The 20,183-nt window shown below is 43.8% G+C and carries 18 protein-coding genes; 17 read left to right on the top strand and 1 reads right to left on the bottom strand.

The features are described from left to right. Positions 1 to 91 precede the first annotated feature (91 nt). From sufB to EHO59_RS11310, 8 genes are all read left to right on the top strand, one after another. The gene (sufB, locus tag EHO59_RS11345; RefSeq protein WP_135588057.1) at positions 92 to 1,510 is read left to right on the top strand and encodes a Fe-S cluster assembly protein SufB; all 1,419 of its coding nucleotides are present in this window, start codon (positions 92 to 94) and stop codon (positions 1,508 to 1,510) included. Between the two features lie 24 nt (positions 1,511 to 1,534). Further along, positions 1,535 to 2,599, top strand: a complete 1,065-nt coding sequence (gene rlmN / locus EHO59_RS11340) for a dual-specificity RNA methyltransferase RlmN (RefSeq protein WP_135588055.1) — start codon at positions 1,535 to 1,537, stop codon at positions 2,597 to 2,599. Between the two features lie 31 nt (positions 2,600 to 2,630). Beyond that, on the top strand, positions 2,631 to 2,921 hold the full coding sequence (locus tag EHO59_RS11335) for a Cys-rich protein (protein ID WP_135588053.1): 291 nt from the start codon (positions 2,631 to 2,633) through the stop codon (positions 2,919 to 2,921). Between the two features lie 37 nt (positions 2,922 to 2,958). Beyond that, the gene (locus EHO59_RS11330; RefSeq protein WP_135588051.1) at positions 2,959 to 4,698 is read left to right on the top strand and encodes an ArnT family glycosyltransferase; all 1,740 of its coding nucleotides are present in this window, start codon (positions 2,959 to 2,961) and stop codon (positions 4,696 to 4,698) included. A gap of 230 nt (positions 4,699 to 4,928) precedes the next feature. Further along, on the top strand, positions 4,929 to 6,107 hold the full coding sequence (locus tag EHO59_RS11325) for a helix-turn-helix domain-containing protein (protein ID WP_246052862.1): 1,179 nt from the start codon (positions 4,929 to 4,931) through the stop codon (positions 6,105 to 6,107). Positions 6,108 to 6,294: 187 nt separating this feature from the next. Next, the gene (locus EHO59_RS11320; protein ID WP_135588049.1) at positions 6,295 to 7,218 is read left to right on the top strand and encodes a YHYH protein; all 924 of its coding nucleotides are present in this window, start codon (positions 6,295 to 6,297) and stop codon (positions 7,216 to 7,218) included. A gap of 23 nt (positions 7,219 to 7,241) precedes the next feature. After that, positions 7,242 to 8,006, top strand: coding sequence for an SCO family protein (locus EHO59_RS11315; RefSeq protein WP_167882107.1), 765 nt, complete (start codon positions 7,242 to 7,244; stop codon positions 8,004 to 8,006). Continuing rightward, positions 8,003 to 8,581, top strand: a complete 579-nt coding sequence (locus EHO59_RS11310) for a toxin-antitoxin system YwqK family antitoxin (protein ID WP_135588045.1) — start codon at positions 8,003 to 8,005, stop codon at positions 8,579 to 8,581. Before EHO59_RS11315 ends, EHO59_RS11310 begins: the two co-directional genes overlap by 4 nt. A 138-nt stretch (positions 8,582 to 8,719) precedes the next feature. Here EHO59_RS11310 and EHO59_RS11305 read toward each other — a convergent pair whose 3' ends face one another. Next, positions 8,720 to 9,628: an endonuclease/exonuclease/phosphatase family protein gene (locus tag EHO59_RS11305; protein WP_246052860.1), complete on the bottom strand. Its 909-nt coding sequence runs from the start codon at positions 9,626 to 9,628 to the stop codon at positions 8,720 to 8,722. 254 nt (positions 9,629 to 9,882) lie between these two features. Here EHO59_RS11305 and EHO59_RS11300 point away from each other — a divergent pair, with 254 nt between their 5' ends. From EHO59_RS11300 to EHO59_RS11260, 9 genes are all read left to right on the top strand, one after another. Further along, positions 9,883 to 10,389, top strand: a complete 507-nt coding sequence (locus EHO59_RS11300) for a cytochrome c3 family protein (RefSeq protein ID WP_135588043.1) — start codon at positions 9,883 to 9,885, stop codon at positions 10,387 to 10,389. A gap of 19 nt (positions 10,390 to 10,408) precedes the next feature. Then, a complete protein-coding gene (locus EHO59_RS11295) occupies positions 10,409 to 13,477 on the top strand; it encodes a TAT-variant-translocated molybdopterin oxidoreductase (protein WP_135588041.1) in 3,069 nt (1,022 codons plus the stop codon). Between the two features lie 27 nt (positions 13,478 to 13,504). After that, a complete protein-coding gene (gene nrfD / locus EHO59_RS11290) occupies positions 13,505 to 14,872 on the top strand; it encodes an NrfD/PsrC family molybdoenzyme membrane anchor subunit (protein ID WP_135588103.1) in 1,368 nt (455 codons plus the stop codon). Then, positions 14,872 to 15,426, top strand: a complete 555-nt coding sequence (locus tag EHO59_RS11285) for a DUF3341 domain-containing protein (protein WP_135588039.1) — start codon at positions 14,872 to 14,874, stop codon at positions 15,424 to 15,426. The genes nrfD and EHO59_RS11285 overlap by 1 nt, the downstream gene beginning before the upstream one ends. 9 nt (positions 15,427 to 15,435) lie before the next feature. Next, positions 15,436 to 16,044, top strand: a complete 609-nt coding sequence (locus EHO59_RS11280) for a c-type cytochrome (RefSeq protein ID WP_135588037.1) — start codon at positions 15,436 to 15,438, stop codon at positions 16,042 to 16,044. Beyond that, the gene (locus tag EHO59_RS11275) at positions 16,044 to 17,267 is read left to right on the top strand and encodes a hypothetical protein (protein ID WP_135588035.1); all 1,224 of its coding nucleotides are present in this window, start codon (positions 16,044 to 16,046) and stop codon (positions 17,265 to 17,267) included. The genes EHO59_RS11280 and EHO59_RS11275 overlap by 1 nt, the downstream gene beginning before the upstream one ends. Positions 17,268 to 17,277: 10 nt before the next feature. Next, positions 17,278 to 17,802: an Lsa16 family lipoprotein adhesin gene (locus EHO59_RS11270; RefSeq protein ID WP_135588033.1), complete on the top strand. Its 525-nt coding sequence runs from the start codon at positions 17,278 to 17,280 to the stop codon at positions 17,800 to 17,802. A 121-nt stretch (positions 17,803 to 17,923) separates the two neighbouring features. Continuing rightward, positions 17,924 to 18,739 carry an Lp29 family lipoprotein gene (locus EHO59_RS11265; protein ID WP_246052858.1) on the top strand — a complete coding sequence of 272 codons (816 nt, stop codon included), beginning with the start codon at positions 17,924 to 17,926 and terminating at the stop codon, positions 18,737 to 18,739. A 295-nt stretch (positions 18,740 to 19,034) separates the two neighbouring features. After that, a complete protein-coding gene (locus tag EHO59_RS11260; RefSeq protein ID WP_135588031.1) occupies positions 19,035 to 20,180 on the top strand; it encodes a DUF1577 domain-containing protein in 1,146 nt (381 codons plus the stop codon). The last annotated feature ends 3 nt before the right edge of the window (positions 20,181 to 20,183 follow it).

Here is a 20,183-nt window from a genome sequence, read left to right as displayed (position 1 = left end):
AAATCTGGTCATTGATACTGTATCTCTCCATTCCTTGAATGGAAAAGGTTGCAATCCTTCGGGTTGAAGTCTAAGATATGGGGGAATTCTCATGGCACAAGCACTCGAAATCATAAGTGACGAAGACAAATATTATCGTGCGGATAATTTTCCTAAGGGGCTCACTCGTAAAGTAGTCGAGTCCATCTCTCATATCAAGAACGAGCCCGGTTGGCTGACTGAGTTTCGTTTAGAAGCCTTTCAGGTTTATGAAAGTAAGCCGATGCCTACTTGGGGATTCTTTCCGAACTTCCAAGTAGATATAGATGAATATGTGCATTATATAGGTGCAAATCATAAGAAGAAGAAGTCCTGGGACGAAGTTGACCCCGAAGTATTAAAAAGTTTCGAGAGGCTCGGTATTCCGGAGCACGAAAGAAAGTATCTGGCAGGGATCGAAGCCATGGAAGATTCCGAGACAGTTTACGCTAACGTGAAAAAAGAACTCACGGATCTTGGGATTATCTTCTGTGATATAGATACTGCGATTCGGGAATATCCGGATATCGTAAGAAAGTATTTAGGAACAGTGGTTTCTATCGGAGACAATAAATTCTCTGCACTGAATTCAAGCGTGTTCTCGGGCGGTTCCTTTGCGTTTGTTCCGAAAGGAGTCAAGACTCCTATGCCTTTGCAAGCTTACTTTAAGGTGAGCGCAGCTTCTTCTGGCCAATACGAAAGAACTCTATTAATTGCAGAAGATGGGGCCGAGTTAGAATACTCGGAAGGTTGTTCTTCGGTACAAGACAAGGGCACGAACTTTCACACTGCTGTTGTTGAGTTAGTCGCACATAAGAATTCCAAGATATTCTATACTACCATACAGAACTGGAAAAAGAATATGTACAACTGGACAGTGAAGCGCGGTCTTTGTCATGAAGCGGCTCATATCACTTGGACAGATGTGAATATCGGAGCAAACACGATCAAGTATCCTGGTATCATTCTGCAAGGAGATAACTCTACAGGTGATATTCTTTCCTTAGCGTTTGCCGGTTCCGGTCAGATCCAAGACACAGGCGCTCGTATCATTCACGTAGGAAAAAACACTCGCAGTAATATTCTTGCGAAGGGAGTTTCTCTCGACGGAGGAATCAACTCTTACAGAGGACTCGTCAAGTTTACTACCGGTTCTTCTAACGCATACAGCCATGTGAAATGCGACGGTCTTATGATGGACGATCGCTCTCAATCTCATGCATATCCTTATAACGATGTAAGCGGTCAGAACGGTTCCTTGAATTACGAGGCGACAGTTTCTCGCATTGATGAGGACCAACTCTTTTATCTTCAATCCAGAGGTCTTTCCGAAGACGATGCGAAGCTTCTGATCATCAATGGCTTTTGCGAAGGTGTAACCAAACATCTGAACGTAGAATACTCCGTGGAGATGACTCGCTTGATCCGCATGATCTTAGAAGATGGAAAAGTCATCGCGGAGCATTCTAATTCGAATTCTGTGGTCCAATAGGATCATAAGTATTCTATTTTTCTTATGAACGAGATCGTCGAAGCAGAGTCTGCTAGATCGGGTAAGACTCCCATCAAGGGTCATACTCTGGAAGAATTGACAGAGCTCATACATGGCCTGGGCGAAAAACCCTTCCGCGCCAAGCAGATCTATAACGGTCTTTATGCAAATCGTTACGAAAGCTGGGATGAATTCACAACGATCGGCAAGGATCTTAAGAACAAATTAGAAGAGAAGTTCTCTCTATCTCCTCTCAAGGTTGCAAAGCATCTCAAGTCCGTAGATGGGACTCAAAAATTCACTTTCGAATCCGTTTCCGGAAGCGGAAAGGAATTTGAATCCGTTTGGATCCCTTCCGGTGATGGAGGAAGAAAGACGATATGCATTTCTTCTCAAGTGGGTTGTACTTTAAATTGTAGATTCTGTGCCACTGCTAAGTTGCCTTACCAAGGGAATCTGAAAGCAGGGGAGATTATTGATCAGGTTCTCCAAGTAGAAAGGATCGTTGGAGATAAGGCCACGAATATTGTCTTTATGGGAATGGGGGAGCCCATGCATAATTATTTTAACGTTATGCGTGCTGCTAAACTTCTACATGATTCTGACGCTGTGGGTCTGGGAGCAAAACGGATCACTATCTCTACTTCTGGCGTTGTGAACGGTATTCGTAGATTTATTGAAAATCGAGAGCCTTATAATCTTGCGATTTCTCTCAATCATCCTGATCCGAATGGCCGTAAAGAGATCATGGACATCGAAGAGAAGTTCTCTTTGCCTGAGTTATTGGATGCTGCCGTGGACTATACCAAGGCAATGAAGCGAAGGATTACCTTCGAATATGTAATGATCCCCGGAGTGAATATGAGTCCGGAGGATGCCAAGAAATTGGTTAAGATCGCAAGAAGAATGGACTGCAAAATCAATGTAATCCCTTTGAATACTGAGTTCTTTGGCTGGAGAAGACCGACTCGCGAAGAGGTAGACGAGTTCCTGAGACTTTTAGAACCTGCAGGAGTCCCTATCTTGAACAGAAGGTCCCCTGGAAAAGATATCAACGGGGCCTGCGGAATGCTCGCCGCAAAAAGTTGACCCTGGATCCGCTTTCCGTATCTTAGTTGGAATGAGGCTCTCCTTAATTCCTGTTCTATTCTTTTTCGTTCTTATTCTATTCGGAACATCTTCCTGTAAAAATCCCCACCAACAGAAATGCCAGGAAATCTGCGGCTTCTATGTTTCTTGTGTAGAGAAGCAGTTCCCGGGCAAGGCAGATCAGGGCCAGAAAAACTTCTTCGCAATGGAATGCGAATCGGGCTGCCTTAGGGAGCAAAGCTTTGCTATGCCTTGCTATGAGGCAGAAAAAACCTGTGTGGGATTTACCCGTTGTCTTTTGGACTCGGGCCTGATGGATTGAGTCGATCCGTCTTTTACACTTAGGAGTATTATAAAAAATGAATTTAGTACAAGAAGAGAAGACGAACGCTTTCGTGAAATATTCCGTTTGGATCCTTTTGGCGATTGCGGTGCTCCCCTTATTTTTGACCTTTCCTTTGGATGTAATAGATATCGATTCCTCTCAGTATGCTGAGATCTCTCGGGAGATGACAAATAACGGAGATTGGTTCTTTATTCGGGACAACGGTCGAAGATATTTGGATAAACCAATTCTGACTTTCTGGAAGATCTCTTCTTCTTTTACTTTATTCGGTCAGAATAATTATGCCTTCCGTTTGCCTGCAATCTTGATGACACTTGTTTCTCTCTGGGGAGTGTTTGCGATTACGAAATTGCATTCTGGAAATTCCAAGAGGGCATGGATAGCGGTCTTGTTGTACGCACTTTCTCCTGGATTGTACGCAATGGTGGTGGATCCTAAGATAGATGTGTATGTGACTCCATACATTGTTCTTGTATTCGCTTTTTATTATTTAGGCACGAAGAAGAACCCAGCGTATTACTACGCAATGTACTTGGCTATGGGGCTCGGGTTTATTACCAAGGGGCCGATTGCGGTTGTGATCCCTGGGATCGGGATAGGTGGAGATATTCTTTTCCGCAGGGATTGGAAGAGATTGCTGGAGATTAAAATCTTTCCGGGAGCGATATTAGCTCTTCTCCCACCTTTTTTATGGTCCATTCCATTGTATTTGGAATTCAATACGTACGGTCCTTACTTCTTCTTATGGGTACAATCCTTCGGTCGTTTCTATATCAAGATGTACGATCAGAAGTTCGATCCTTTCTTCTTCTATTCCAATTTCTCCTGGGCATTCGGGGTTTTCATTCTTCCTTTTATCGCTCTTGTGATCCGACAGATTTATCAATTCTATAAGGATAAGTCGATTCGTCTGGTTTCCGGGATCAGATCCAACGAATGGAAAGAAAAGGATTTTGTTCCTGCATTCTGGCTCTTCTTATTTTTATTCCTGATCAGTTTTTCAAAATACCAATTGCCTCAGTACATTTATTGGTGTTTGCCTGCAGGAGCGATCGTAGGTTCCGGTTTCTTTCTTCGTATATTAGAAAATGCGAAAGATCTATCTTCTAAGATAGCAAAATCATTCATCTATCTGACTTCTTTCGGTTTCATTCTGACTGGGCTTTTATTCCCTGTGTTCGTCTTGGATGTGGGTTATGGTTTCTATGCTTGGGTCCTAGTATATTTGGCATTGGGATTCTTTGTTTGGATTTATTTGCAATCGGATCGTTTGCTTGGGACTCTAGTCGTGTCCGTTTCCTTCTTCTTTACTTTAGTGAGCGTGTTTGCGTATCCTCTTCTCGTTTCTTATCAACCTTCAAAGGAAATTGGAGAATTAATCCAAGAGGCTGAACCTAAGCAAGAGAAGTTTTTGATGTTTGGAATTCCTGCGTCCAAGAGATCGTATGCATTCTATTCGAAAAGACTGACTCGCACGTTATTCGATCCTGAGGTGCTTTTCGAGGCACTTCGCAAGGATGAGGAAAGAATGATCCTAATCTCGGAGAAATTCCTTCCTCATTTTGATCGGTTTACCTCCAATCGAGTGGAACTGGATATTTTTGCAGAGTATCCTAGCTACAAGGTGGCTACTCCTGAGCTTGGTTTCTTTCTCAAGTCCAAGAGGGATTCTTTGACTTCGAAGGTGTACTTCGGAAAGATCCGATTCAAATCTGGAATGAAGGATCTGCCTTCTATTCCAAAACCCGAATAAAGCCAGAGCCAGCTAAAAGGAAAATCTATCGTTGACGCGAGGCTTTAACGGAGAGTAATCTTTTGCTTTTCCGGCTTCTTGTAAATTTTTTCCAAGCAAGCGGCAAAAAAGTATAAAGGAAATTTTGCAAACCCACCGAATTCTTAAGTAGGCTATTTATGAGCCTGGTTTGGTTTTGGTCCCAGGATTGCCTGGGACTGCTTTTCCCTCTTTTTCTCGTCTAAATGCCAATGCATCCTTCGATGGTTCCGGCGATCCCGATCATTACTCTTACCATCTGCATTTTCTCCAGTTTTCTGATATTTACTAAAAGGCCCAGATATGGATTCGATTCCATTTATGCAGTTTTTGCAATATGTCTGGCCTTTCCTCATTTAGGTCATCTATTGCTGCATCGTTGGGATTGGGATCTGGAGTTCCTTCAATTCTCCACGATCTTTCCTTATACTTACGGTCCCTTATTGTTGATCTATATACGAAATCTAACAGAAGAAGGAAATTCATTCCGAAAGTGGGATCTACTGCATTTTCTTCCTTTTGTGATTTTGGAAATGCTGTTTGCGGTGAATTTTTTCAAAGAAGGGCAGGAAGAATTTCCTCCTCCTCCGCCAGGCGAATGGAGAAGGCTAGAGAGAGGATTTCATCCAGTCGGAGCCTTCTTATCTTTATCCATGACAGTGTATTCTATTTGGATCTTTCTGATCCTGGACCGTCATAGAAAGAGATTGAAAGACCATTTCTCTAATATAGACAGCATTAAGGATTTACGATGGATGTATTGGGTCCTAGTGCTGTTTATGATCTCCACTTGTATTCATTGGTTTTTGGAATGGATGCAAATCTCGGATATTCCTCCCGAAAATTATAATCCTCGCATTGTAAGAGGAGCAGGAGTTCTCGCGTTTTCGGTATTCTTCTGTTGGTTTGGAGTAAGACAGACAGTCGTGTACACTCATAGAGAGCTGGATCTATTTAAGGGGAAGAAACCTGAGCCAGAAGATCCAAGTGACCAGGACGAAGATCGAAAGAAATACGAAAAATCAGGCTTAAGAGAAGATAAGATCCCAGAGTATCTGCGCAAGATACGTGATTATATGAAGGATCATAAGCCTTATAAGGAGTCCGAGTTTTCGATAGATACTCTTTCAGAAGGCACAGGCATTCCAAGATTTTATATTACTCAGATCCTGAACGAAAACTTGAAGACGAACTTTTATAATTTTGTGAATGAATACAGGGTTAAGGATGTGATGACTGCTCTTCAATCCTCTTCGGAAGAGAAGCCGAATATACTTCGCTTAGCACTTGAGTATGGATTTAACTCCAAATCCACGTTTAACACTTCTTTCAAGAAGATTGTAGGAAAGACTCCTTCTCAATTCCTAGAAGAAATTTCAGAAATCGCCTGAGATATCGGTGAAATTTGAGTTCGAGCCGATTGGGTCGGTCGAATCTCAATAAAAAGTTTCGTAGAATCGTTTCCATAACGAGTTTTGGAGTCTCTAGGATCCTTTTGCGTTTCCTTTCGATGTAAATGGGCTTTGATCCGATAAAATTCGTAAAATTTAACGTCGATTGATCTTCAGAGGAGAGATTGTGAACCAGAAATTTATTATTTTGATCCTTGCCTTAGGCCTCAGTTCCGTTTTCTGGAATTGTTCGAGTGGCAGCTCAGATGATTCGGCGGCATCAGCCGTACTTTTAGCTAGTAGCGGAAGTGAAGACTCTTGTCCGGAGCCTTCTACCTTTGCAGTAAATACCAGCGAAACTGTCAGCGACGGATCTTCTTGTGCTACTAAGATTGCTTCCGATGTTCCTACTTGGGTCCAAAATAATTTCCATTGCATGACGATCTATACTTGTGGCACCGATATCGTTTTTGAAACGAGCGACCTTCCTCCTTTCAAGTCAGGTTATTATTCCAGTTCTTCTACTAGCTACGCATCGAGCAATTTTCCAGCCTCAACGAATAGCGGGACTTGTTGCTATGGAACCAGTGTAAATAATACGGAGAACCATTTCGCAAATCCGAATCAAATTAAGTCCCAAAGTGTAGTCTTCAAGATCCCGGCCACAGTCACTTACGAATCGAGCCCTCAAAGTACTCCGTACGGCCCTGTCGGAGTCAGTGTCTGGGGAGTGGTATTTTATAACAACCAAGCGGCTCCAGGGGATGTGCTCGCTACGGAATATGCTACGATGGATTTTCAGAATGGTCATCCCGATTCAAAAGGAATGTATCACTGGCATACGGATCCTTGGCCGATTACCGGTACTAAAAATGCACAATCGAGTGAAGAGGCTTTGATCGGTATCGCTTTGGATGGATATCCAGTGTATGGGAAAAAGAATCAAAGTAGTTCCTATCCAAGTTTGGATTCGAATACGAATACTGCGACCTGTGCTCCTACGGAGAATCCGAGCGCAGGGTATTGCTATTATGTGCAGAATGCCTCTTACGATTCGGCTTACGTATTCGGACTTTATTTCCGCGGTGCGAAAGGTTCAGTTACCTACTGAATCACATGAGAAAAGATACAAGGATGAGAACAGGATTAGCAATCGTTGGTCTAAGTTTCTTTCTTCTTCTATGTAAGGAGGAGAAGATTTCCGAAGAGTATCCGAAGGATATTACGGATTTTGCAAGTTACAGAACGGAGAGACTTCCTTTCTTTCTTGGAAAAGACATGAGACCGGATTGGGATCGAAAGGATCAGAGCAAGGCCAGAAGTCTCGAAGAGTTTTCTTTTCGAGATCAGACCGGTTCTCAGTTCGGGGGAAAGAATCTGGACGGAAAGATTTCCATCGTGTCCTTCTTTTTTACGGGATGCCAAGGGATCTGTCCGGTTCTTACGAATAAATTGAAGATCGTGCAAAAGGCAACTTTGGATCAGGATGATGTGACCATTCTTTCCTTCTCCGTGACACCGGATGCAGATACTCCAGAGCTTTTGTCAGTATATGCTAAGAAACAAAATATCCATTACAAAAGATGGAAATTGATTACCGGAGATCGAGGGCAGATCTATTCTCTCGCGAGAAGATCGTTAAACGCAGATACGTATTCCGCCCAAGATGCTCCCGAGGAAGAGAAGCTTTCCTCTAAGGATTTTCTTCATTCGGAGAACGTATACTTGCTCGATACTAAAAGACGAATACGAGGAGTATACAGCGGAAGAATGGACGCGTCCATGCAGGAACTCGTTAGAGATATAAGCGTCTTACGTAAGGAAATTCTTGAAGAGAAGAAAGCGACGGATCGGGATCCTTCTTTTGGGATGAAATTTTCAGAGAACGAAAGCAAATGAAGTCTGCATATTTTATTCTGATCCTAATCGTATTATGTTTTTTAAATGTATTTTGTTCGGACCAACTCGTAGTAGAAGAGGGAAACCAGAATATAGCTCGCTCCGGAAAATACGTATTGTATAAGGGAGAAAAATTCACAGGAACTTTGGACGCCTATTTGGAGCCAGTCGACGTTGTACGAAAAACGCAATATGTGAATGGACTAAGGGACGGTCTAGAAACGGACATTTATCCGGATGGAAGGACAGCTTCTGAACGAACCTATTCCAAGGGAAAGAAAGAAGGAACTCATAAAGGCTGGCATGAAAACGGCAAACGTAGATTCCATTATGAGTTTAAGAACGATCAATTCGATGGGGAAAGCTGGGAATGGTATTCTAGCGGAGAACTATACACTTTCGGAAAATTCAAAGAGGGAAGAGCAATTGGTCGAAAGATCTGGAGAAAGAGCGGACAGATTTATTTGAACCAAGTATATTTTCACGAAAACTCCTTCGGGCTTCCGGGATCTAAAATCTGTAAGCGAGTAAAAGGAGCCGAACTCGATCCGAAGAGCGAAGAGAGGAATTTGTAAGAGTTCCCACAAATATCCTGCCCAATTTCTCGACTTGACCTGATTGCGATTTTGTGTTACGGAGGGAACTCCACCGCTCCGCTCCGGCCCCCACCCAAAGAGGGTGGGGGCTACCAAAACCCATACTCTCCAGAACAGTTAATCCTCTCGTACAATCAAACTTGCACTCACCGGACAATGATCGGATAGACCTTCCTCCGAGAGGGGATGCCCGTCAAAATTCCCATCATCAGAAGGAAACTTGGTCTGTACAAAGCTTCCCTTCTTCCATTCTAAATTTGTAATTAAGTAATCTATGAATCCTTCTTTGTGCTGCCAGCAGTCGGATTGCATCTTATAATTTGCAGATTTGAGGCGGAGATTCCCTTGGAGCACATTCCAGAGAGAATGATTTCTCCCTAGGTTTTCGTTAAAGTCCCCGAGTAATGCGAAATCTCCTAATTTGGGCAATATTTCTCTGAGAACTGTGATTTGGTTTCTTCTCTCTTGCTTGTCCTTGGAGGAATGTCCGGCTTTCAGATGTACAACTAAAACGGATAGTTTCCCGGAATCAAATTTGAATTCTCCCAATAATCCTTTTCTCAATCCCGGACGAAGGGAGAGCTCGGGTACCTCTTTTAGTTCAGGCTGTCCCAGACTCTTCTTCCAACAAAGCCCGACTTCTTGGGAATAACCGGGAGTGATCGTAGCCTTGCAATCATATTCAGATATTATAATATTCCTAAGTGCCGCCTCGTTCTCTATTTCTTGGAAGCCTATTATATCTGGGTCTTCTTTCAATAGTGTTTTTCGGAGTGCATCGAAGTCGGTTGCATTTCTCTTCTTTCTGTTCTTCGGGATTTTATTTTTATCTCCGATTTCATCATACAAAAAGAGAGAATTAAAGCTAGTCAGCTTGAGTTCTTTCTTGGAACTCTTCGCGATAGTGGAAATTGTTACTAGGAAAGCGAAGGAAAAAGCGAGGCAAAGTCTGATAAAAAGACGCATTAATGAGTAAGATCCGAGTTTTTGGATCCTTCCTCCACTCAAAATAGAAAATAGATTCACTTGTTTTTTTACCTTCGAAGAACGATCGTTCTACGTTTATATACTTGGATTCACGTTTCTTCTCTTGGTGCTTCCTAATTCAGAAGTTTATAAATAGATACAGCGTATATTCGATTTAGTTGATACTAAGTCTCAACGAAAAATGCAAGAGAATCGCCAAAGCGAGCGCGTTTTTGAGCGTTTACTTGCAATTTTAACCTAAGCCAAAATCCTTGTTCCAAACCTTATTTTGGAACCCACGGGACTTTTCACGAATGAATAAGAAAGCTTTGAAACTTTCGGTTCCGCTTATTGCTATTGCAGCAGTGGCTTACCTGATTTTTTCTCCCTCCAAATATGTAGGCTACTCTCCGGATCAGCCTATACCCTTTAATCACAAGATTCACGCAGGTGATAACAAGTTAGACTGTCGTTACTGTCACACGGGTGTAGAAACCAGCGCGCACGCAACGGTTCCGAACACATCTACTTGTATGAACTGTCACTCTCTTGTTGCTAGAAACAGTCCGGATATCAAATTCTTGACCGAGAGTTACACGAACAAGAAGCCGATCGAGTGGGTTAAGATCCACGACCTTCCGGATCATGTTCAGTTCAACCACTCTCGACACATATCAAGAGGCGTAGATTGTTCTCAATGCCATGGCAATGTCGCCGAAATGGTCAAGGTCAAGCAGGTCGCATCCCTGAATATGGGTTATTGTGTGAACTGTCACCGAGAGAACAACGCTCCGACCGACTGTTCCACCTGTCACAGATAATCAGGAGAAAGCATAACAGATGGATAATAAGAACTTCCAGAAAGAAAAGAAAGCGCACTGGCTCTCCTTCGAACTTCGTGATAACGAAAAAGAAACGAAGGAACTCCAACGCTCTGAATTTTTCACCTCTCCGGATCCAATCATCGCAAGAATCAAATCGGGAGAATTCGATCGTAAGACATTCCTGAAATTGATGGGAGCGGGAGTCGCAATGACTTCCCTCAATTGCGTTCGTAAACCGGTAGAGAAAATCGTTCCTTACGTCGACCTAAAGACTGACGAAGGAACTTTCGATTTCGTCAAGCATGGCCTATCGTATCATTACGCTACCGTTTACAACGGCACGGGAATTCTCGTAAAAGCGAAAGACGGTCGTCCTCTTAAATTAGAAGGAAACGACAATCACCCTGTTTCTCAAGGTGCATTAGGCGCTCAAGGACAAGCGGCTATCTTCGATCTTTATGATCCGGATAGAGCTCAGGATCCTGCGACCGTTTCCGGCGGAAAAGCGGAGAAGACTACTTGGGCCAACCTGGACGCAAAAGTCCAAGAGGCATTGTCCAAGAACAAAGGCAAGACTGTAATCGTTACTAAGCCTTTGGATTCTCCTGCAACTAAGTCCGTGATCGGAGACTTCTTGAAAGCAGTAGGTGGTGGAGAGCACTATGAGATCTCTCTTACTTCTGCAGAAGAAGTGGTTTCCAAAGGACAGGCAGCTTCTTACGGAAGAGCCTTAATTCCGAATTATCATTTCGATCTTGCGAATGCCATTCTTTCCATTGATTGCGATTTCATGGGATCTTGGCTTTCTCCAGAAGAACACCAAAAGGATTTCTCTAAGAGAAGGAACCTGAGAAGCGGAGCGAAAGATGTAAACTTCTTCGCAGCTGCGGAATCTATTCCTACTATGTCCGGTTCTAACGCGGACTTGAGACTTCCGATCCGTCCTGGTGACCAATCCAAATTCGCTTTAGCAATCGCTGCTGCTCTTTCTGAGCTTGGCGCAAACACTAAAGACGTTCTTGGAAACGCAACTCTTGCGAGCCTCTCTTCCGAATTAGGATTAGCTGCGGACAATATTAAGAAAGTTGCAAAAGCTCTCTGGGAAAACAAGGGCAAATCCCTTGTAGTTGCCGGTGGTGTTTCCGCGAATACTGCAGATGCGGTAGACTTGCAAGTTCTCGTGAACTTCCTGAACTCTGCTCTGGAGAACGACGGTAAGACTGTAGATCATGCTAATCCTAAGAAAGAAGGACTCGCTGATTATTCCGGTAACCTCGGCAAACTTACTGAAGCATTAAAACAAACGAAAGTAGGAGTTCTATTCCTCTATGACACCAACTTGGTATACCAAGGTGGCGAACATTGGAAAGATCTTCTGCATAGAGCTGCCCTGGTTGTTAGCCTGTCTGACAGAGCTGATGAGACTGCACTCGCTTCTAACTATCTCGCTTCTACGACTCATTTCTTAGAGTCTTGGGGTGATGCAGAAGTAACTAAGGGTATTTTCTCCATCCAACAGCCTGCGATTCGTCCTCTATTCAACACTCGTTCTTTCGAGGACAGCTTAATCGCTTTTGCTGGCGGAAGTCTCGGCGGAGAGAAAGTATTTTACGAATACGTAAAGAACTCTTGGACCAAAAAACTTGGTTCCAAGCAGAAGTGGGAAGATCTTCTCAGAGCCGGAACTACAGTTTCTGCGGAAAACCGTAAGAAAACTCCAGGCGCCGGAAGAGGTTTCAACCGCGGAGCGATCAAGAAGTTAGCTTCTTCTTCTCAAGGCTTGAAACTTGCTCTGTATGAAAAGATCTCCATCGGAGACGGTAGAGCTGCAAACAACTCTCTTCTCCAAGAGCTTCCGGATCCAGTAACCAAGGTTACCTGGGACAACTACGTTCTTCTTTCTCCTGCTCTTGCAAAAGAGAAGGGGATTCAGTCCAACGACGTTGTGGTTCTGAAAACCGCGAAACAATCCATTGAATTGCCTGCTCAAGTCCAGCCAGGAATGCATAAGGATGCGATCGGAATCGCGATCGGTTACGGTAGAACTGCTGCCGGAACGATTGCAAACGGAGTCGGTAAGAACGCTTACGCGTTAGCCGAAAACGGAGTATATTCAGGCATTAGCGTATCTTCTATCGAGAAGACCGGTAAGACTTATAAGCTCGCTTGCACCCAGCACCACCACATGATGTCTCCAGGCTTCGGTTACGAAGAGAGACCTCTCATTCAATCCACTACGATCGATGAGTATCGTAAGGATCCGGCTGCAGGTGTTAAAGAGTCCGAAATTCCTAAGATCAAGAAGAACGGTCAGATGGTATATGCTGTCGGAGCCAACCCGGTTCACGAATATCCTGGCTATCGCTGGGGAATGAGCATAGACCTTACCGCTTGCACCGGTTGCGCTTCTTGCGTGATCGCTTGCCAAGTGGAGAACAATATTCCTGTAGTAGGAAGAGACGAGGTCCGAGTGGGTCGCGAGATGCATTGGATCCGTATCGACCGTTACTATATCGGTGACCCTGAGAAGCCTGAGGATATGCAGATCGCTCACCAACCGGTGATGTGTCAACATTGCGAAAACGCTCCTTGCGAGACTGTTTGCCCTGTTGCTGCAACTGTTCACGGCTCGGAAGGAACGAACGATATGGTGTACAACCGTTGTGTGGGAACCAGATACTGTTCCAACAACTGTCCTTACAAAGTTCGTCGCTATAACTGGGCTCAACATTGGTATAACGAGACCGGTGCCCAAAAAGGCGGAAAGGCTCCAAGATATCTGGGACTGAACCCTGAAGTTACAGTTCGTGGCCGCGGGGTCATGGAAAAATGTACCTTCTGTTCTTCTCGTATTGCGGAGAAAAAGATCCAAGCTAAGAATGAGGGTCGCACTCTGAAAGATGGCGAACTCAAGACTGCTTGTCAGCAAAGCTGTGCAGCTGATGCAATCAGCTTCGGAAACATCAATGATAAAGAATCCGAAGTTGCTAAACTCAGCAGCGGTCCAAGATCCTATCGCTTACTCGAATACCTAAACGTCGGTCCTTCGGTCGCTTACTTGACCAGGGTCAGAGCCAAGATTTAATCCGGAGTATAACGAAGCGCTATGTCTATACCTAACGCAATCAAAGAAGCCCTGGATATCCAGCCCCTGGTCACCGGAGGTAAATCCGTTCGTGACGTGACGGTGGATATCCTTAAGCCGGTAGAGGCGTTCCCCACTTCCTTATGGTGGAAAGCATTCTTACTCGCGCTTACCATTACCGTAATCGATCTGGGTATCATCGGATACCTGGTTTACGAAGGTCTTTATATCCTCGGGATTAATAATCCTGTAGGTTGGGGATTCTTCATCGTTAACTTCGTGTTCTGGATCGGTATCGGTCACGCTGGAACTCTGATCTCTGCGGTTCTTTATCTGTTCCGCCAAGAGTGGAGAACCGGTATTAACCGTGCCGCAGAAGCGATGACCATCTTCGCAGTATTAACCGCAGCATCCACCTTGATCATCCACATCGGACGTCCTTGGATGGGTTACTGGTTATTTCCTTATCCGAATGAAAGAGGACCTCTTTGGGTAAACTTTAGATCTCCTCTGATCTGGGATACGTTCGCGGTATCTACCTACTTGACCATCTCTTTGGTGTTCTGGTACATCGGACTCATTCCGGATATCGCAGCAGTTCGCGACCGTGCTACCGGCAAGGTTCGTAGAGCTGTTTACGATATTCTTTCCTTCGGTTGGGTAGGTTCCAACAAAGCTTGGTCCCACTTAGAAACAGTTGCGATGATTCTTGCAGCTCTTTCTACTCCTCTGGTGCTTTCAGTGCACACGATCGTATCCTTCGACTTCGCAGTTTCGATTGTTCCTGGTTGGCATACTACCATCTTCCCACCTTACTTCGTTGCTGGAGCGATCTTCTCCGGATTCGCGATGGTGGTAACTCTGATGGTGATCGCAAGAGAAGTCTTCCAACTCAAAGACTATATCACAATGAAACACCTGGAAAACATGAACAAGGTGATCATGGTTACCGGTTTGATCGTAGGTCTCGCTTACTCTACTGAGTTCTTCATGGCTTGGTATTCAGGTAACGAATACGAAGGATTCACTTTCGTAAACCGTGCATTCGGTCCTTACGGTTGGGCTTACTTCATCATGTTCAGCTGTAACGTGTTTGCACCTCAGGTCTTCTGGTCCAAAAAACTCAGAAATAATATCCCTGTAATGTTCGTAGTTTCCATCATCGTTAACATTGGAATGTGGTTCGAACGTTTCGTGATCGTAATGACGCTTCACAGAGACTTCCTACCTTCCAGCTGGGACGTATACGTTCCGACGGTTTACGACTTCATGATGTTACTCGGAACCTTCGGTATCTTCTTCACACTATTCCTTCTGTTCTGTAGATTACTTCCTGTAATCGCGATCGCGGAAGTGAAGACAGTAATGCCTCATAAAGACGGAGGTCATCACTAATGTATTATTCTCCAAAGAAAGAACAGTTTCACACATTCCAAGAGACTGAGCATGGAGTATTCGGTTTATTCGATTCTCCTGCAGAGATCATAAACGCTGCACAGAAAACAAAGGAGAAGGGTTATACCAACTTCGATTGTTTTACTCCATATCCGGTTCACGGTTTGGATGATGCAATGGGACTTGCTCGTTCCGGATTGCCTTGGGTCACCTTCTTCATGGGGATCTTTGGATGCGTTGCTGGTTTCGGCATGCAGTATCTAACTCATAAATACGATTGGCCTTTGAATATCTCCGGAAAAAGCTTCAACGCTTGGTTCGCGTATATTCCGATTACTTTCGAATTTACTGTGTTCATGGCCGGGGTTTCTACCGCAGTTGCCATGTTCATTCTAACCAAGCTGCCAAAAACTGGCCGTAAGGTTTTACATCCGGACATCACTACAGACAAATTCGCTCTTTGGATCCCTTCCAACTCTGCGAACTATTCCGAAAGTGGCGTGACTGATTTTATCAAAGGCCTCGGCTCTAAACACGTCGAGACGGTGAAATAGGAGAGATTGATGATTTCACTGAAAAGAATTTCTGCTCTTTCTCTCGCAGCTGTCCTTCTTTGGAACTGCGAGTCTAAGACCCCTCCTATGGAGTACATGCCGGACATGGCGGACTCGATCGCGAGAGAGGCACAAGAAGCGGATGCGCATTTCCCGAATAACCAATCGGTTCGTCTGCCTCCAGTCGGAGCGGTTCCGGTAGGATATTATCCTTACGAATATAAGAACTGGGACAAAGGTTTGGACCAACTTCCTAACAGAGGTTTGGCGAATCCTGTCAAAGCGGATCTGGCTACTCTGAAACGCGGAGAAGATAAATACCAAACTTATTGCAGCCCTTGCCATGGTGTAAGAGGACAAGGAAACGGTCCTGTTGTAGGTCCTGCGCCTCGCTTAAATGCGATTCAGGCGGACGGATCTCCTATGGCGGCTTTGACTTCTGCGACTGCAAAAGGATACTCCGACGGACAGATCTACCATATCATCACTGAGGGTAAGGGAAGGATGAACAGCTATGCTTCTCAAGTTACTCCTGAGGATCGTTGGAAAATCATATTATATGTTCGTAAATTACAAGAATACGACAACAAGACCAATAAGGGAACGGCTACAAAATAATGGAAGTTAAGGTAGAACAAAACCTCATCAACTTTAAGCTCGATTCCAAAACCAGAAACGCTCTGGTGGGAATGATCCTTGTAGGCTTAGCGAGTTTGGGAATTGCCGCATTCGGTCTTGGACATGAAAATCTGCGTCACGAAGGCGGGCATTCTAACCCGGCTTGGTCCGCGTATCTGGTGGGAACTTTCTTTATCTTGGGAATTTCCTTAGCAGGTATCTTTTTCACTTCCTTGGGTCATATTACTGGCGCTCATTGGCCTGTTACTCTCAGAAGAATTTCTGAAGCTTATGGAACTTTCGTACCTGTTGCTGGAATCCTTCTTCTTGCTTTGATCTTAGGAGCCCATGATCTATACGAGTGGTCTCATGCAGAAGCGGTAGCGGAAGATCATCTTCTTCAACATAAGAAACCTCTTTTGAATATAGGTTTCTTTAGCGTGATAATCGTGGTTCTTAGCGTGGTTTGGTCCGGATTCGGATTCATTTTCTATAAGAGATCGGTTGCTCAGGACAGCGATAAGGATGTAAAGCATACTCAGTTCAGCGCTAAATTAGCGGGTGGATATATCGTAGTCTTTGCGCTTTCCTTCTCTTTGATCTCCATCGAGCTTATCATGTCTTTGACTCCTCACTGGTTCTCCACCATGTTCGGAGTGTATTGCTTCGCGGGAGCTTACCAAGCAGGACTTTCTTCCTTAGTGGTCATGTCTTATTACCTCAAGAAGAAAGGATATCTCGGAAATCTAGTAAACGAAAACCATATCCATGACTTAGGAAAGTTCATGCTCGGTTTCACCGTTTTCTGGGCTTACGTAGGTTTCTCTCAGTTCATGCTCATTTGGTATGCTAACATTCCGGAAGAAACTTTCTTCTACGAGCAAAGGCTGACTGGAGGATGGGAATATCTGACCCTTCTTCTTCCTTTGATTAAGTTCGTAGTTCCATTCCTCGTTTTGTTAAATCGTCCGAACAAAAGAAACATCGATTTCTTGGTGAAAGTTGCTTTTTGGATCATCTTCACTCAAGTGACTGAGATCTTCTGGCTGGTTTATCCTTCTAACTTCGTAGACTTCTCTTTCGGAGGATACTTAGTATCTTTGGGAGCAACTGTTGGAGTGATCGGGCTCTTTGGATTCGTAGTTCTGAAAAGACTGGAGAAGGCTCCACTGATTCCAGTGGGCGATCCAAGATTGGAAGACTGCCTTCACCATCACCAATAAGGAAAGGATCATGAAAAAAGTAATATTAAACATAACGATCCTGGGAATGCTAAGCCTCTTTGCGGGGGCTTGCTCCAATACCGCTCAAGTCGTGGGCAATATCAATTGTCCTACTTTGGAAAAAGGGGTGATCGATCCTAAAGTTGCCATTGTTTCCGACGATTTAGTTAGCCCTGTGGTTATCGAAAAAGTTGCTATAGGAACTGTAGTCAAGGTTTACGATTACAGAAACCATTACTATGTTGCTAAGAACCTTGTTCGAGTTAAGACCGAAAAGAATGAAGGATGGATCAATCCTACTTGCTTGGTAGTTGGACAAGATCCTGCAAACTCTGTGTTCAAGTGGGCATACCGCAGCGACTACAAACCTTTCTTCGATAAGGAAGATAGAGACCATTATAATTATAAGGATCCAGACAAAGTGGAGCCAGGTGCAAAAACCACGTCTGCTAATGGACACGAATTCGACGCGTATAAAAATCTACCTAAGGACAAAGTTCCTTTGGCAGACCTTGCTCCCGAGCTGAAGAAGTAAGAAAGCAAAGTTATTTTATCCGTTTCAATAGATTCAAGAACCCCCTTCGAGGTTTTCCTCGTCGGGGGATTTTTTTTATGGTAGTCAAACAAAAGGTCGAGTTCTTAAATTATAGGCCAACATGAAGATCCGGATCCTGTTTCTACTTCTTGCAATTTTGGCCTTAAACTCCTGTGCCTCCCGTTATTCCTTAAACAAATTAGAAGCGGGACCTCAGTCCTCTCAGAAGATTACCAAGAAATTCAAGATCGCTTATATCGGTTTTAATACATTCAAGTCGACTAAGCACAAGAATCCCGAAGGAAAAGTGGAATTCGAGGCTGTAGCTGAACAAGATTCCCGCACTTTAAGGGAGCCGATTGGAGGAAGTTACCCGATCCCTGGAGAAAATAAACCGAATGGCCTGAGAAAGGATATTTCTCAGGAGAAGGTAATGGGATTTGCACGTTCTTATTTAAGTGTTACCGGTCCTACTGGGATCAAAGAGTTAGAGAAGTTTTTAGAGATCGCCAAGGGTCCCGAAGGATACTCGTATTCCCTCAGAAATCTTCCTTATGATTATTATATAGTGGGCTTGCATTCTCCGGTTTTTGAGAAGCCTAGAAATGCTGCGTACGGATTTCTAAGTGTTTTTTCCAGCCTATTGAGCGTAGTCACTATAGGTATACTTCCTTCTTACGAAGCGTACGAAGCGAATACGTTAGTCAGAATATATGATAAAAATCTAAACTTACTGAAAGAATTCGAATACGATAACGATTATTCAGTATGGAGAGCTCTCTGGATCCCTCCGAACCCTAAGGAGTGTGGAATAGGGAGTCTAACTTGTTTAGGTATGTTTAGCCCTGTAGTTCGAACAAATCCGTCGATCGTATTCGAGGCAGGTTCAGCCAAGATGAGTGCCGATCTAAACGATTATATTGCCAATTTAAAATAGAAAGTTCCCCAAATCCTTATTCTCTTGGAATAGAAGGCAGTCGTCCTCTTTGAAGTCAGTCGAATCTATTCCGAAAGGAATAAGCGACTTACGGTCTATGTTCTGCGGCTCCCTCGTTTCGGGGATTTGCCAAATTCGATCCTGTTTTATCACATTACAAGTTGTAAGAAATTTTTTTCTATAAAACTCGGAATTTTCCCGCAAAGAAACAAAAACGAAAGACATTCTTTGCGCAAACTGTGAGTCAGTTATTTCAATATAAATTTCTTCTGTTATTAAACGACATCGACGAGTTATGCAATATTTCGAAAAGAATTCAAGGGCTTTGGACTATATCGCTGCTAAGGAACAGAAAAACCACGTCATTACGAAATACCTGCTGGAGCAGGAATTGACATTCAAGATTACTCCTTTCGAAAAGAAAGCGGTTATCAAGAAATACATGAGTGATGAAGAAAGGATCGTTGTTCGGATTGTAGACGGATTGGATGAGGCTTCCGAAAAGAATCTTTCCTTCTTCAAGATCCTGGCAAAATATATCGAACTGGATTGTTTGCTTCTTCAGAAAATCGAAAAGGATCTGTATCTATTCAAGGTAGATAAACTCGCGATTGCTAAGAAGAGTAGGGAAGCCATGAGAGTTCTTGTTCCGAACGGAAAGACTTTCGTAACCAATATCGTTTCTTCCAAGACTGTAATAGATGCGAATATGTTCAGTATTCCTACCTTGGTGAAAGTCAATTTCGAAGACTATAAGAACCGTCTCAAAAAGAATAGTCAGGATTCTATAGTGATCGATGCGTTCAAGCCTGGTTTGGACCGAAAGTTTGAGCTCGCGAAACGTACTCGAAAATCATTATTGATAGAAGATACTCAAGACCCTGCTTGCTATTCTTCCCTAGAACCGGATCGACTAAACTATTCCAAGGAAATAGATGATGATGTCACCGCTGCGATCCGTAAGTTCAAGGATCAGAAAATCGTATCCGAGTTGATCCGTCCCATCATCTATAAGAATCACGCGGATGAATTGATACCGATCGGTTATATTTGGATCCAAAGTAGGGACAAGAAGCTCACCCCTGAATATTTCGCTGAACTGGGAAGGCTTTCTAAGGAAGTAGTGGATAGGATTAAGGAGTCCAATACGATCAAGACGACTGAAAGATTCACGGTTCTGGATGCATCCGCTCAAGGGATCAAGGTCAAGATCCATGATCCGAATTTGGTGGAAACTCTGCCTAAACAAGAAGAGTTCGTATTCGATGTTTTATTCAAGATGCAGGCGCCTTTGACCGTTTCCGGGATCATCAAGTGGTGGGGAAAAGACGAGGACAACCATCTTCTTATGGGCTTGGAATTTAAGAGTAAGTCGGCTAACCCGGGAGAAAGAGAAAGGTATATTAAAAATTTAGAATTAATGAGCAAGGGAGCTCTTTAAGTT

The organism is Leptospira semungkisensis, from assembly GCF_004770055.1.
Lineage (GTDB): Bacteria > Spirochaetota > Leptospiria > Leptospirales > Leptospiraceae > Leptospira_B > Leptospira_B semungkisensis.
The sequence above is the reverse complement of the archived record's forward strand: the minus strand, read 5'-3'. Positions and strand labels throughout refer to the sequence as shown.